The organism is Alkalihalobacillus pseudalcaliphilus, from assembly GCF_028610675.1.
GTDB classification, from domain to species: Bacteria; Bacillota; Bacilli; order Bacillales; family Bacillaceae_D; genus Alkalihalobacillus; species Alkalihalobacillus pseudalcaliphilus.
In genome coordinates, this window is the sequence record NZ_JAQQWS010000004.1 from 59,878 (window position 1) to 73,858 (window position 13,981).

Here is a 13,981-nt window from a genome sequence, read left to right on the forward strand (position 1 = left end):
CATGTACGTTTTGTATGAAAATTGAGGCTGATACTCATATGCGGAGTTCTAATTGCCGCTCCATTTCACACTAAGTTACATAAAAAACTGCCATGATGACTTGCCTTAGCAACTCATCACCAACAAGCATGAAAGTAGGATTTTGTCTTTTAATTGTAGGTTCTTCTTTCACTGGTGATATTATTATTTTCATTTTTAAAGAAGATTGTTTTTTGACCTTGAGATTTTAGAATAACCCAGCGGAGCATAATTTTCGGTAGTGACGAGTAGAACTCCGCATTCCAGCGTTAGCGAACTTTCATACAAAAATAAATGTAATGCCAATCGTTAATGCATTCGCATACTTTTATGTTTTATTATTGTGTGGTGGTGCGTCTATATATCACGTTTGCTAATGTCGATATACGTTTGGTTGGGTGCTTTACTTCAGCCTGTAACTCCGTGATTTCGGTTTTGTGCGGCTGTGAACTCACTTCCTATCTCACTCCCCCTCGTACCTCATTCGCCAAACTCATTTCAAGCTGTTTCTAGTCATCAGCTTCTTTTCTACTATTGTTAGTTACATTTCTTTTTATCTCTATCGCTTCCTAAAAATATTTAGGAACCTGTCATGTTTTATTTTGGACAACATAGGATGGAAGTAGGTGCATAGGAAATTGCAGGAAAGAAGAAATGAGAGTTCCTTTGGTTTAAACGAATAAGCAAGGCTATCTGCGGTTGGTGAGGCATGATTGCTCGATTCAGTTTAACCGATAGGGGAAGGAGGAATAGGGATTGATAGCTATTCACTTTGAGGAAGAGCAGCACTGCCGGCATTTATTTCAGCAATTAAAATCGTACATTCAAAAATTCTCTAATATCGGGTTGGAGGCAAAAGTGAGTTTAGAGGGAAGCGAAACGATTCATTTACATTATCATAATAAATATGTGAACTTTTATGATTCCTTTCATCCCTTTGTTACTTCGGTTTTAACAGATTATGTTATTCATTCAAAGGAAGAGGAATGGATACTTGATATTATTGAATCCGTGTTTTACTTTCATGATGAGGAAGAGCAACAGCAAATCTTAACGATTGCAAAATCGATACTAGAAGGAGATCGGGATGATTTGCCTGCCTTATTATCTTTCTTTGATCGACATGAGCATATTTATCAAGCCTTTGCTAAAAATTTATCTGAGGATACGGTTTTTTATTATGAACCGTTTTTGACCTTTCGATTAAAAAGCTATGGTGAAATGTTGATTGACTGTGTGGAAATGGCCATTGATGAATATATGCTTGAGCAGGAATATCAAAATATGATTGAAAGCTTCAGACAACATATTAAACAGCATAAGCCGAAATATGAAGAAATTTATGTCGTGCATGAGCAAGGGACCTTCACTTTTTACGATTCAACGTTCCGCAAAGTAACACAAGAAGAAATTATGTTTTATTTAGAGGTTGATTTGATTTTTGAGCAGGGGCTTCGGGTTGAGGAAATGGTTCTTAGTCCATTGGTGAGCTTAGTACCTAATGAGGTTAAGTTATTTACGAATCAACCATATGACGGCGTGATATTATCTTTGCAGGCTATTTTTCAAGAAAAGATGAAAGTATTTCGACTTTCTGATTTCACTCGAAAAAAGAAATAGAAATGATTTCATTAACTTCCCCTTGCATTTCGTCTTTGTAATCCCTATAATACTACATAACATCAAATACACAGTAGAGAAGTATTGATGAGGACATGAGTATTACGAAACGGGATTAAAGAGAGGAAGGCAAAAGGTGAAAGCCTCCATTTACGACGTAATTCTTACCACCTCTGAACTGCTCTTGCGAACCAAAATGATTTTTGTTGTAGCTTGAGCCGGATCACAACCGTTAACCTGTATGAGGAGTCAAAGGTTTGTTCATGGTGAATAAGCGTTTGAAAACAAGGGTGGAAACACGACGATTACTCGTCCCTTTTTTAGGGTCGAGTTTTTTTGCGTGAAAAAAGGGATTCATCAAGGTATCTCTACAAAATATATGTTGAATTGGAGTGAAAGTAAGTGGCAGATTTTATTGAAATTATTTTTCCAGATGGTTCGAAAAAGGAGTTTCATTCAGGTGTTACAACAGAAGATATCGCACAATCGATTAGTCCTGGGTTAAAGAAAAAAGCGTATGCTGGGAAATTAAACGGTGAGCTCATTGATTTACGTACACCTTTACATGAAGGTGGTGCTATTGAGATCATCACAGCAGGTAGTGAAGAGGCTTTAGAAACTATGCGCCATAGTTCCGCACACTTGATGGCACAAGCAATTAAACGTCTTTATCCGAATACTAAGTTTGGTGTAGGCCCTGTAATCGAAAATGGTTTTTATTACGATATAGATGCTGAGGTTAATTTAACACCAGAGGATTTACCGAAAATTGAAAAAGAAATGAAGAAAATCATCGGTGAAAACTTAGATATTGTTCGAATCGAAGTAAGTCGCGATGAGGCGATTGAACGTTTTAAGGAGATTGAGGATCCTTATAAATTGGAGTTAATTGAGGCGATACCAGCAGGTGAACAAGTAACGATTTATGAGCAAGGTGAGTTTTTTGATTTATGTAGAGGTGTTCATGTTCCTTCTACTAACAAAATTAAGGAATTTAAGCTTTTAAGTTTAGCTGGTGCTTATTGGCGTGGCGATAGCAAAAATAAAATGCTTCAGCGTGTGTATGGTACAGCTTTCTTTAGTAAAGAAGATTTAAAGAAGCATTTGCAGTTTTTAGCAGAAGCGAAAGAGCGTGATCATCGTAAGTTAGGGAAAGAGCTTGGCATTTTTGCCCTTTCACAAAAGGTTGGCCAAGGTTTGCCTTTATGGTTACCCAAAGGTGCAACAGTTCGACGTATTATTGAACGTTATATCGTCGATAAAGAAGAACGTCTAGGTTACCAACATGTGTATACACCGATCCTTGGTAGTTCTGAGCTATATAAAACGTCAGGGCATTGGGACCATTATCAAGATGATATGTTCCCAGTCATGGAGCGTGATAATGAGGAATTTGTTTTACGCCCGATGAACTGTCCACATCATATGATGGTCTATAAACAAGAGATGCGTAGTTATCGGCAGTTGCCATTAAGAATTGCCGAGCTAGGAATGATGCATCGTTACGAAATGTCTGGAGCCGTTTCAGGCTTACAACGAGTGCGTGGTATGACGCTGAATGATGCTCATATTTTCTGTCGCCCAGACCAAATTAAAGAAGAATTTCTACGTGTCGTTCATCTTGTTACAGAGGTTTATAAAGACTTCGGTATTGAGGACTATCAATTCCGTTTATCTTACCGTGATCCTGAAGATAAAGAAAAATACTTTGATGACGATGAAATGTGGAACAAAGCTCAAAGTATGTTAAAAGAAGCCATGGACGACTTTGGTGTTGAGTATTATGAAGCAGAAGGTGAAGCGGCATTTTATGGTCCTAAGTTAGATGTTCAGGTTCGGACAGCTTTAGGTAAGGATGAAACATTATCAACTGTTCAACTAGACTTTTTACTTCCTGAGCGATTCGATTTAACGTATGTAGGTGAAGATGGAGCCCAACATCGTCCAGTTGTTGTCCACCGCGGAGTGGTTTCAACAATGGAAAGATTTGTTGCTTTCTTACTAGAGGAGTATAAAGGTGCTTTCCCTACTTGGCTTGCACCGGTACAAGCACAAATCATTCCTGTTTCACCAGACGTTCATTTAGAATATGCGAAAAAAGTTCAGGAACAGCTACAAGCGATCGGAGCTCGTGTTGAAATTGATGAACGAGATGAGAAGTTAGGCTATAAAATACGTGAAGCTCAAATGCAGAAAACACCGTATATGCTCGTTCTAGGTGATAAAGAAGTAGAAGCAGACGCTGTGAATATTCGTAAATACGGTGAACAGAAATCAGATTCACTTTCTTTAGAATCATTTAAACAGCAATTAGAAGCAGAGATTAAAAAGTAAAGCGATGTTCTTGTGGATGGGTTGGTATTTCCAGCCCACATCATTTCTTTATTATAGTGTAAAATGAACTATTTTTTCCAATTTGCCCCTTTTTAAACATATAAATGAGGTTTTTTTAAGAAAATATTTATTTCCCATTGCATTTATGTGTAATATTCGTTAAAATAACTAAGTCGGTCATTTTCAGTTGACACTCTTCAATTGATTGTGATATAGTTAACTTCGAATTGAATGAGGAAACAAAGCAAGCAGAAGCGCCCGCTTCTCACCTGATTGACGCTGCTGTCAGTAGTTGCCAGGTATGATGGGATTCATGATTAGTGAATGTACAAGTGTGGGCGTATATCGTCTACACTTTTTTATTGCGTTCAGCAATAAAATGGTTAATTCCCTAACACATGGGAGTGCAATGCTTTGATCCGCTAAAATCTTTTGGAGGTGGCTGATTATTAGTAAAGACATGTTGGTCAATGAAGGAATTCGTGCTCGTGAAGTACGTTTAATTGGAGCTAATGGTGACCAAATCGGTGTGAAGTCTAAACATGAAGCACTTGAGATGGCCCAAAATGTTAATCTTGATTTAGTGTGTGTCGCTCCAAATGCGAAACCACCTGTATGTCGAATTATGGATTACGGAAAGTTCCGTTATGAGCAACAAAAGAAAGATAAAGAAGCGCGTAAAAAGCAAAAGGTTATCAATGTGAAAGAGGTTCGTTTGAGCCCAACCATTGAGGATCATGACTTTAATACAAAGCTTCGTAACGCACGCAAGTTTTTAGAAAAAGGAGATAAAGTAAAAGCGGCTATCCGTTTCCGCGGACGTGCTATTACTCACTCTCAAATTGGTAAAGATGTTTTAGAGCGTCTTGCCAAAGAATGTGAAGACATTGCGGTCGTTGAATCAAAGCCTAAGATGGAAGGTCGTAGTATGTTCCTAATCTTAGCACCAAAAACAGAGAAGTAACAGTTTAACTTGATAAAAGGAGGACTTCAGTTATGCCAAAAATGAAAACTCACAGAGGCGCTGCGAAGCGTTTCAAAAAGACTGGATCTGGAAAACTTAAGCGTGCTCACGCTTTTACAAGCCATATGTTTGGTAACAAGTCACAAAAGCAGAAGCGTAAATTAAGAAAATCTGCGATTGTGCATTCAGGGGATTTCAAACGTATTCGTCAGATGTTAACGTACAAAAAATAATAGATTCGTTCGAATTATAAAAGGAGGTAACTTCAATGCCAAGAGTAAAAGGTGGTTACGTCGCACGTCGTCGTCGTAAAAAGGTATTAAAGTTAGCAAAAGGTTACTACGGTTCTAAACATACATTATTTAAATCAGCACAAGGACAAGTAATGAAGTCCTTATTATATGCTTACCGTGATCGTCGTCAGAAAAAACGTGATTTCCGTAAATTATGGATCACACGTATTAACGCGGCAGCACGCATCAATGGTTTATCTTACAGCCGTTTAATGCACGGTTTAAAACTAGCTGAAATCAATGTTAACCGTAAAATCTTAGCTGACTTAGCGATTAATGATGAGAAAGCTTTTGCTGAATTAGCAGAAAAAGCAAAATCAAGCTTAAACGCTTAATAATAGGTATTCAAAAAGACGACAAGGTGATATCCTTAGTCGTCTTTTTTTAGAAAGAAAGGAGAAGATTCTATGTTACCAATTATATTCGCTTACCTTGTCATCATTAACTTCATTGGTTATACGATAATGGGTCAGGATAAAAGACGTGCCCAACGTAAAGAACGAAGGATTCCTGAGAAAGCATTGTTTTTCCTTGCATTTATAGGAGGAAGCTTCGGTATTTTTAATGCGATGAAGGTCTATCGCCATAAAACAAAACATAAAAGCTTCTCAGTTGGAATTCCACTAATATTAGTCGGGCAATTTATCTTGCTTCTTTTCATCTTCTTGTAGACAACTACATAGAATGAGTGAGAGGAGGCGATCAAGAATGAATGAGAAATTAGAGGCGGCTAGACAATTAATAGAAGCGAGTGGGTGGTTAGCACCACTCCTATATTTACTTCTTCACCTTGTACGTCCATTCTTATTTATTCCGGTGTTGTTAACATGCCTAGCAGGAGGATATATATTTGGTACTATTTATGGTTCCATCTATTCCATTATCGGTCTAACACTAACTAGTGTTTCCTTTTATGTGCTTATTCATTATTTTCCAAGCTTTGGTCGTCAATTATCACAACTCAAACGCAAAGTGATAAAAAGTAATCACGGAATGAGTACACCACAACTAATGGTCATTCGTCTCATGCCATTTGTACATTTTCATTTTGTTTCATTGTATCTTTTAGAGACAACGAAGAACTTTCGTGAATATACCATTCGTTCGATTTGGTTTGGGATTCCGCCTGCCATTATTTATACAGCATTTGGCGACATTATTCACGCATTACCTTTGACAGGTACGATTGTATTAATGAGCCTATTAATTGTATGTATCATGATTCTTCCGAAAAAAGAAGAAGTTATTACTTGGAGGGAGTTTTTTCGTCCGTCATCATCATGAAGAAATCGAAGAAAGCCAAGGTAAGGATTTGTCCTTTATCTTGGCTTTTGATTATTCTTCTTTCATTTCAGCTTCGTGTTGTTTCTTTGCTTGTTGTAAAAATTCTTTAATGGGGCTTTTCCAATTTAATTTGGCGTTAGGATATCGAAGCTTGATATCTTCCTCAATGAAGATAAAGTCATTATAGGAAAGGCCATGTAATCGATCTGTTTGCTTGGCCCATAAATATATAGCGACTATTTCAAATGATTTATCCGTCGTACCTAAATATTTTTCACCCTCAAACATAACACCTTTGTAGGTTACATGAAAGTTTTTGCGTACATTCTTCTCTTCATCTAAGAAGAAGAATTGTCTTTTTTCATGGGCTGCTTCAAGCTTGCGTCTTGGGTGGAATAGATATTTTAGAGCACTATAAGCAATGATAATGACTGATATTAATAGCAATAAACGGAATAGAATAACCATTATATTTCCCCCTCTTCTACTGGGTCCAACCTTAAAAATACCTTATTTATTATATTCTATACGAAGCAAAATGAAAATGGTTTCACTTTTTTTGAAAAAGATTTTGATTTTCTTCTTTCTAAAATTTGGTGCTGATTCGTAAATGAGTTCATATCATTAATTGTTATTCCATGTTAGAGCTTGATATATATACATGATTCCTTTTTGGGGTGGAAATTAAACGAGAAATTAGTTGGGTTTTGATAGCGAAAAAGGCATGTCTAAGAGAAAATCATTAGACATGCCTTTATTTTATTCGCGATGCTGTTCATAATAATATTCGCTAAAAACTTCCGCGAAAACAGCTGCGGAACGATTTAATTCGTCCATATGATTGTCGACGCCACCAAACTCAACAAGTAAAGCTCGTTCTGTTAAGTCTTGATTATAAATACCATTACCTTGATTATAGTTTTTACCAATGACGCCGCGACTAATTCCCTTTTGTTTGGACTCTAGACGGTTGTGCAAATCCTTGGCTAACTGCTCGTTCTCTGGGAATCCTGGATGTGATTCCCCCACAACAAAAAGAAGCCTGGCAAAGTCCTCGTCATTATAACTGTGTAAGGTAGTTTCAATCCTAGCTGCATCGCGGTGCAAGTCGATAATATAATCAATACTCTCATGTTCATTGATATAGTCTTGGACGATTTCTCGGGATAATTGATAGGCGTGTGCATGATTTTGACCACGGTCATATAAAGCGTTTGCCATGTTGGTCGTATCAATTAAAGCGTTTATTCCACGTTTTTCAAGCTCTTTTTGCAGGGTTTCACCAACATTAATAATATTTACTTCATTGTTATTAGCAAGATTTGGATCTGTGATGTCAGGTAAATGTGGTAAGAATGATTCATAACTATGAGTATGGTAAATTAATACCGTTGGCTTTTCCTGTAATGGTCGACCATTGTTCGGGCCATCTTCTTTGTCGTCCTCCATCCAATCTTTTACAACTCTACGCTCTTCTAATAACGTCTCAAGAGGTGGAGCTGATTCAGTCGGTAAAGAAGTAATATCCATCCCTTCACCTGCAACGATAATTCGATATTCATTAAATCGTAACCCTGGGATTTCCTGTCCCAGTAAGGAGTACGTTTCTCCTAATTCGATATTAGTTGCTAGTTGAAAAGTCATTTTAGCTAGAGATGGTGCGATATAGCTCTCAGGTAAACTTTGGCCAAAATAATGGTTCTCCTGCTTCATCATCGTTAGTAAAAATTCTGTGTCCATTTCTTTCATGGTTTCATACAAATGAGAGGAATAAAAATTTTTGTAAGAAACAAAGCTGATAGAAACAAACGCAATGGAGAAAGTAAAGATGACAAGGAAAATCATTGTGTGAAAGAGCGATAATTTTTTGAAATTCAAGGAATTCCTCCTTTCCTCTCCACATTTACTATATCCTTATGCAAAACTAGCGAAATTATTAATCGTTTTACTAGATTCTTAGATTTTTTCATAAAATAGGACGATATGGCTCAAACTAAAGAAAAAAGGAGAAATTTTATGAGAAAAATCATCATTTCTTTTTTATGTATAATGGGTAGTCTCATTTTTGTAAGTCCTGCTACTTTTCAAGCTGAGAGCGACTCAAGGTGTGACATGGAGGTAGCACAAGGGAAAGAGGAACTTTTAGTCACCTTAAAAGCCCACAAATTAATTAAACCATTTCATTATCGATTTGAAATTATAGATGCTGTGACAAAAGAGGTCGTGGAATCTGGAAAGACCTTGACGGCATTTCAAGAGTCTAAGCTAATGAGAGGATTTGAATTAAAGAAAGGAAGGTATATCTTGAAAGGTGAAATTGTTGATCAGAGTGGACAAACCTATACGTGTGAGGAAAAGAAATGGGACATAGAAAGCTAAGGAAGAATCTCAAAAAGAACTCTTCCTGTTAGCAGTCAATGCTTGTGCCCAATCTATAAGTGGTTGGGTAGCTATTTTCCAAAAGTTTGGGTTAGGGTCTGAACTATAGTAGAGGCTGGGTGCTTCTGGGTAATGTTTTTCCACATATAACTTCACGCAAAGTGTTATTTCTATTTCTGGTTCTAGTAATAAAGATATCCACCTATGTAGTTCCCCTTTAGTGGAAGAAAAAAGGAGTTGATAAAGCCAAGAAATCCTTTCTCCAGAACCTTTTGGACTGGTTTCGAAGCGGTTCCAATAGGTCTCTCTCTCATAGGGTGATTGTGGTGTTTTTAGCCCATAGGAGATAATAACCTTCTTTAACATTTCTGAATCATGCGACAGAAGCGACAAAAGTTCAGGCCTTGAAATGGATTGCTTGTCAATTTTGTTGGTTATTGAAATGGCCAGAAGTCGCTCTCGATTTTGAGTGATAGGAGCATCCTGTGAAGATACGGGATTGTTTCCTTGCTGTTTAAGCGACCGAATGGCATGTTCAACATGAATGAGCGGAACCTCAATGAAGGCTTCTAACTTTAACTGGTAACAAGAATTTGCTAAGTACGCTCGTATATCCAAGGGCGACAGTTTAGGATAAGTAGACAACAAGTTGGCAACTGCACCGGTAACGACAGTGGCTGCTCCACAGCTACCACCAAAGTAGGAAAATATGCGAGTCAAGGAATAATGTTCGCTTTCACAAAACGGCACAGGTAAATAGCTAAATGGTGCTAATAAATCTGGTCTGATATCGCCATCACCATTCTGCCCATAAACAGAGGCAGGGTGTGGCTTGTAGTTATCATAATTGGCACGCCCCTCGTCATTATAACCACCAATCGTGAAAAATTCCTTTGGGTGTAATTGATTATGGGTTTTAGAATTTCCATTGGCAGAAATGATAAGGATATGATGTTTGTATAAAGGTTGAAATGTTTTATAATAGATATCTTGATCGGTAGGCTCAGGTTGTTATGCATAGGTTTCTCCTTTTATAAGTGAAGGGTTAGTTAGAGGTTATCAAGGTAGAACAAGTGTAAATGTCTTCTTTTTGCACATAATAGTATAGATCTTTCAAAGACAGATACTTTGTAAAAAAAGAATTCATTTGAGTTCGGGATATTATTTGATTATACTAAAAAATGTGAACGATTAAATAGGAGGAGGGAATTTTGTGACAAAATTAGATGAAACATTAACAATGCTGAAAGATTTAACCGATGCCAATGGAATTCCTGGTCATGAAAAAGAAGCACGTGAGGTCATGACAAAATACATAGAGCCATTTGCAGACTCCATTGAAACAGATAATCTTGGCTCACTTATTGCTAAAAAAGTGGGTGATGAGCAAGGCCCCAAAATTATGATTGCTGGACATTTGGATGAGATTGGGTTTATGGTTACAAGTATTGATGAAAAAGGTTACTTGAGCTTCCAGCCTGTTGGTGGCTGGTGGGAGCAAGTGATGCTAGCCCAACGAGTAACGATAATGACAAAGGATGGATATGTACCGGGGGTTATCGGGTCCAAGCCTCCACATATTTTACCAGCAGAAGCTCGTAAGAAACCAGTAGAGAAAAAAGATATGTTTATCGATATTGGTGCTACAAGTAAAGAGGAAGCCATGGAATTTGGGGTACGTCCTGGTGATTCTGTTGTACCAGTCTGTGAATTTACTGTTATGAAAAATGAGAAACTTCTAATGGCAAAAGCATGGGATAACCGTATAGGGTGTGCGATTGCTATTGATGTGTTAAAGAATCTTCAAGGTGTAGATCATCCAAACACAGTCTATGGTGTTGGGACGATACAAGAAGAGGTAGGTTTACGCGGAGCAAGAACATCTGCTAATCAAATTCAACCTGATATTGGCTTTGGTGTAGACGTTGGGATCGCCGGCGATACACCTGGAGTGACAAAGAAGGATGCACTAGCTAAATTGGGTGATGGCCCACAAATTGTATTATATGATGCCTCAATGATTGGACATAAAGGTGTTCGAGATTTTGTTGTCAAAGTGGCAGAGGAGAATGAAATTCCATTCCAATATGATTTAATGCCTGGTGGAGGAACGGATTCTGGTGCGATACATTTAACCGCCAATGGAGTCCCTGCATTATCAATTACGATCCCTACACGTTATATTCATACACATGCAGGCATCTTGCACCGTGATGATTATGAGAATACAGTCAAACTCATTACAGAAGTCATCAAGAAATTAGATAAGGATGCTGTTCAAGCTATTACATTTGATTAATCGTGCAAAGCCCCTGTAACTTCAGGGGCTTTTTATGATGGCGCGATATCTGTACAACCTTCTTCTCATAAATGACCGAACCTATTGAAGCGTTTACTAACTTAGACGACGCTCTAAAACATATTAAAAAGAACTATATTTTTTCTCGGAATTATAAAGAAATAGTCTAAATTATATGTTAAATTAGTAGTAGGAATCATGGATTAGGGAGGGTTTTCTGTGAAGAAGGTCTTGCTTGTGACAAGTGCAATCATCTTTTTTATATTAATTAGTGTCATTTTTGTAGAGAAAAGCAACCATATTACATTAGACTCCGTGGTTGAATCTCAAGCTACTTTATTAGATAAAAGTGGCCATGTATCAAGTGTTGAAGTTTATAAGACAAGTGATGATGGAATTTCTTATATTTCCATTCTTGAACAAAAAGATGAAGTAGAAGAATTTTTGTCTTTATTTGACCAAACTAATCTTAGAAAAATATCTCCAATAGAAAATCCTGTGTCTGACAGTATGTTTACGTTTGTCCTTAATTATGAGATGGCAACCTCTCAAATGACCTCTGATGTTTCCTTTTTTTTCATCAATGAAGATTATATGTTTGCTGCACATAATCAAGATTATAAAGTGGTAAATAATAATTTATTATATGACTACCTTTCTGACCATCCCTTCAAGTGGGAGAGTGTGATTGAACATACCAGTAGTCAATTAATCAATGACTAATTTGTAATAATTCGTTAAAAATCTAAAAAAGTTGTAAAAAGATTGAAATATGATTAAAAAACAATCGTAAACTTCTTCATGTACGATAATAGAGAGTTAATTGGATTGTGTTATGTCGTGAAGGAGGGTGGCGTATGGTTACATTGGAATGGAGTATTGTAATCTTGTTCCTACTTCTTGTGGTTCTTAGTATTTTTTCTTATGCGAAAGTGTTAAGAAAAATTGATAAGGTTGAGGAGAAGAGTACCATTTTATCTAGTTCTTATAAATATGCGTATTTTACAATTGTGCTGATTTTGTTGCTGGTAATAGTTTATCAATTGATTTTTAATCAACAAGATATTTCCTATTTGTTTATTTGTATCATGACTGGCTTTATGGTAATACTGGTTCATATTTGGACAGTCATTGTAAAAGGTAATAAGATTAACTCGGGGTGTAAGGAACAAAATATATAAAGGAGGTTGCCGACGATTCGTTGGTGGCTTTTTTATATGGTTCAGTATAATGAAGGGAGGATGAAGATTAGCTGAAGGGCACCGTCAACACTGAGTCTCGGGGTTGCGAGCTGAAAAGTGTTTAGCACATGGTACAAACAGTTGCAAAACAAAAAGCGACGGCTTTTCGTCTCGTCGCTTAGCATGTTTATTGTAATCCTGCACTAATTTGTTGGCAGAGTTCGTCTTTTTGATGTTCGTTTGCTTGCTGCCAATACACTTCAAAAAGTACTCCTAAACCTGGTAGCATTTTTTCTTCCCCTTTTTGGATCGCATCTTGAATCGTTGCCTCGACATCAGCTTCTGAGCTTCCTTTAATATTTGCCATAATTGCACCACGTAAATTAAAACTCATCGTTTATCTCCTTTCCAAATCGTTTAATGAAACTGCATACATAGTTTAACCAAAGAAAGCTGGATTATGTCTTTAAAAATCGGTATGATGTGTAAAGAGAAACTAAAGGAGTTAAGTAAAATGAAACGAATTGAATCGGCAAAAAATCCACAAATTAAACAGTGGAAAAAGCTACAAACAAAGAAAGGTCGCGAACAAACAGGATTATTTATTATAGAAGGTGCTCATTTAGTCGAAGAAGCGGCTAAAGCACAAATGAAATTTGAAGCCCTTTTAATCACGGATGAGTCCCAGTTAGATAAGCGTTGGAATATGGATAAACGTCATGTATATATCGTAAACGGGACAGTTATAAAAGAATTAAGTGAGACAGATAGCCCTCAAGGTTTAGTGGCAATTGTACAAATGAGAGCTCTGTCTCAGAATATTGCTGCTAGGGGTCAGTGGCTTCTTATCGACCGTGTTCAAGATCCTGGAAATATCGGGACGATGATTAGGACGGCAGAAGCTTGTGGATTAACGGGGGTTATTTTAGGGCAAGGTAGTGTCGATTTATATAATGGAAAAGTGATTCGAGCAACGCAAGGAGCAGCTTTTCATATTCCTGTCATCAAAGCAGACTTACTACAAGTGATTGATGAATTCCAAGCTAATAATATACCTGTTTTCGGTACAGCCTTTGAAGACGCCACCTCTTTTCGTGACATTGAGGAACAAGCACAATTTGCTTTAGTTGTTGGTAATGAAGGACAAGGGGTAGCAAAGGATATTTTATCAAAATGTAAGCAAAACCTTTATATCCCGATTATTGGACAAGCCGAGTCCTTAAATGTAGCAGTGGCTTCTGGAATATTAATGTATGCTTTAAAACCAACTCGTCAATAATGATCGAGAAAGGCTTAAATTAGTCTTGCCAGGTATAAAAAGTTTCACTATAATAGAAATCAATTGAAAATAGCAAAATGTGTTGAAGGAGAGTAGTATGTAAACCACTGCCTTTAAGGGAAGGGATGTCATAGACTGAGAGCATGCCTAAGGTAAGAGATACTGAATTCACTCTGGAGCAGACACTGGAAGATAAGCTTAAGCTTATTAAGGTGTTTCGGATAAGTAATTCGTTAACGAAATGAAGTGTATAAGCGTATTAGAGGTGCTTATAAATAAGGGTGGTACCGCGAGCCATCGTCCCTTTCTTTTTGGGGGATGATGGCTTTT

Annotated in this window: 16 protein-coding genes and 2 other annotated features; of the genes, 12 read left to right on the forward strand and 4 right to left on the reverse strand. The window is 37.2% G+C overall.

Annotation, left to right across the window (positions count from 1 at the left end; genetic code table 11):
• The first annotated feature begins 774 nt into the window (after nucleotides 1–774).
• The 7 genes from ytxC to PQ479_RS10390 all read left to right on the forward strand — a co-directional run bounded on the left by ytxC (nucleotide 775) and on the right by PQ479_RS10390 (nucleotide 6,513).
• Nucleotides 775–1,638 (forward strand): putative sporulation protein YtxC, encoded by an 864-nt coding sequence (gene ytxC / locus PQ479_RS10360; RefSeq protein ID WP_047990267.1) that lies wholly within the window; start codon nucleotides 775–777, stop codon nucleotides 1,636–1,638.
• A 402-nt stretch (nucleotides 1,639–2,040) separates the two neighbouring features.
• Complete coding sequence (thrS, locus tag PQ479_RS10365) at nucleotides 2,041–3,972, forward strand: threonine--tRNA ligase (RefSeq protein WP_047990268.1); 1,932 nt, start codon at nucleotides 2,041–2,043, stop codon at nucleotides 3,970–3,972.
• A gap of 240 nt (nucleotides 3,973–4,212) precedes the next feature.
• Nucleotides 4,213–4,339, forward strand: a sequence feature (ribosomal protein L20 leader region).
• 93 nt (nucleotides 4,340–4,432) lie between these two features.
• The gene (gene infC, locus PQ479_RS10370) at nucleotides 4,433–4,936 is read left to right on the forward strand and encodes a translation initiation factor IF-3 (RefSeq protein ID WP_047990269.1); all 504 of its coding nucleotides are present in this window, start codon (nucleotides 4,433–4,435) and stop codon (nucleotides 4,934–4,936) included.
• 32 nt (nucleotides 4,937–4,968) lie between these two features.
• On the forward strand, nucleotides 4,969–5,169 hold the full coding sequence (rpmI, locus tag PQ479_RS10375; protein WP_004427294.1) for a 50S ribosomal protein L35: 201 nt from the start codon (nucleotides 4,969–4,971) through the stop codon (nucleotides 5,167–5,169).
• A 35-nt stretch (nucleotides 5,170–5,204) separates the two neighbouring features.
• Nucleotides 5,205–5,564 (forward strand): 50S ribosomal protein L20, encoded by a 360-nt coding sequence (rplT, locus tag PQ479_RS10380; protein WP_047990270.1) that lies wholly within the window; start codon nucleotides 5,205–5,207, stop codon nucleotides 5,562–5,564.
• Between the two features lie 72 nt (nucleotides 5,565–5,636).
• Nucleotides 5,637–5,900, forward strand: coding sequence for a DUF1294 domain-containing protein (locus tag PQ479_RS10385; RefSeq protein WP_047990271.1), 264 nt, complete (start codon nucleotides 5,637–5,639; stop codon nucleotides 5,898–5,900).
• 37 nt (nucleotides 5,901–5,937) lie between these two features.
• A complete protein-coding gene (locus PQ479_RS10390) occupies nucleotides 5,938–6,513 on the forward strand; it encodes a TVP38/TMEM64 family protein (RefSeq protein WP_047990272.1) in 576 nt (191 codons plus the stop codon).
• A 51-nt stretch (nucleotides 6,514–6,564) separates the two neighbouring features.
• Here PQ479_RS10390 and PQ479_RS10395 read toward each other — a convergent pair whose 3' ends face one another.
• Nucleotides 6,565–6,981 (reverse strand): hypothetical protein, encoded by a 417-nt coding sequence (locus PQ479_RS10395; RefSeq protein ID WP_047990273.1) that lies wholly within the window; start codon nucleotides 6,979–6,981, stop codon nucleotides 6,565–6,567.
• A 291-nt stretch (nucleotides 6,982–7,272) separates the two neighbouring features.
• Complete coding sequence (spoIIP, locus tag PQ479_RS10400) at nucleotides 7,273–8,391, reverse strand: stage II sporulation protein P (protein WP_273716968.1); 1,119 nt, start codon at nucleotides 8,389–8,391, stop codon at nucleotides 7,273–7,275.
• 138 nt (nucleotides 8,392–8,529) lie between these two features.
• Between spoIIP and PQ479_RS10405 the strand changes: the two genes are divergently transcribed.
• The gene (locus tag PQ479_RS10405) at nucleotides 8,530–8,892 is read left to right on the forward strand and encodes a hypothetical protein (RefSeq protein ID WP_047990274.1); all 363 of its coding nucleotides are present in this window, start codon (nucleotides 8,530–8,532) and stop codon (nucleotides 8,890–8,892) included.
• A 9-nt stretch (nucleotides 8,893–8,901) separates the two neighbouring features.
• On the opposite strand, the gene PQ479_RS10410 is transcribed toward PQ479_RS10405, so the two are convergent.
• Nucleotides 8,902–9,879, reverse strand: a complete 978-nt coding sequence (locus PQ479_RS10410) for a S8 family serine peptidase (RefSeq protein ID WP_083991346.1) — start codon at nucleotides 9,877–9,879, stop codon at nucleotides 8,902–8,904.
• 226 nt (nucleotides 9,880–10,105) lie between these two features.
• Here PQ479_RS10410 and PQ479_RS10415 point away from each other — a divergent pair, with 226 nt between their 5' ends.
• The 3 genes from PQ479_RS10415 to PQ479_RS10425 all read left to right on the forward strand — a co-directional run bounded on the left by PQ479_RS10415 (nucleotide 10,106) and on the right by PQ479_RS10425 (nucleotide 12,372).
• Entirely contained in the window at nucleotides 10,106–11,191 is a 1,086-nt protein-coding gene (locus PQ479_RS10415) for a M42 family metallopeptidase (protein WP_047990276.1), read from the forward strand.
• 219 nt (nucleotides 11,192–11,410) lie between these two features.
• A complete protein-coding gene (locus tag PQ479_RS10420; protein WP_047990277.1) occupies nucleotides 11,411–11,914 on the forward strand; it encodes a hypothetical protein in 504 nt (167 codons plus the stop codon).
• 134 nt (nucleotides 11,915–12,048) lie between these two features.
• A complete protein-coding gene (locus PQ479_RS10425) occupies nucleotides 12,049–12,372 on the forward strand; it encodes a hypothetical protein (RefSeq protein WP_047990278.1) in 324 nt (107 codons plus the stop codon).
• A gap of 187 nt (nucleotides 12,373–12,559) precedes the next feature.
• Here the strand turns inward: PQ479_RS10425 and sspI are convergent, their stop codons facing one another.
• Nucleotides 12,560–12,766, reverse strand: coding sequence for a small acid-soluble spore protein SspI (gene sspI, locus PQ479_RS10430; protein ID WP_047990279.1), 207 nt, complete (start codon nucleotides 12,764–12,766; stop codon nucleotides 12,560–12,562).
• A 120-nt stretch (nucleotides 12,767–12,886) separates the two neighbouring features.
• On the opposite strand from sspI, the gene PQ479_RS10435 reads away from it, so the two are divergent.
• Entirely contained in the window at nucleotides 12,887–13,651 is a 765-nt protein-coding gene (locus tag PQ479_RS10435; protein ID WP_047990280.1) for a TrmH family RNA methyltransferase, read from the forward strand.
• Nucleotides 13,652–13,724: 73 nt separating this feature from the next.
• Nucleotides 13,725–13,959, forward strand: a binding site (T-box leader).
• Nucleotides 13,960–13,981 lie beyond the last annotated feature (22 nt).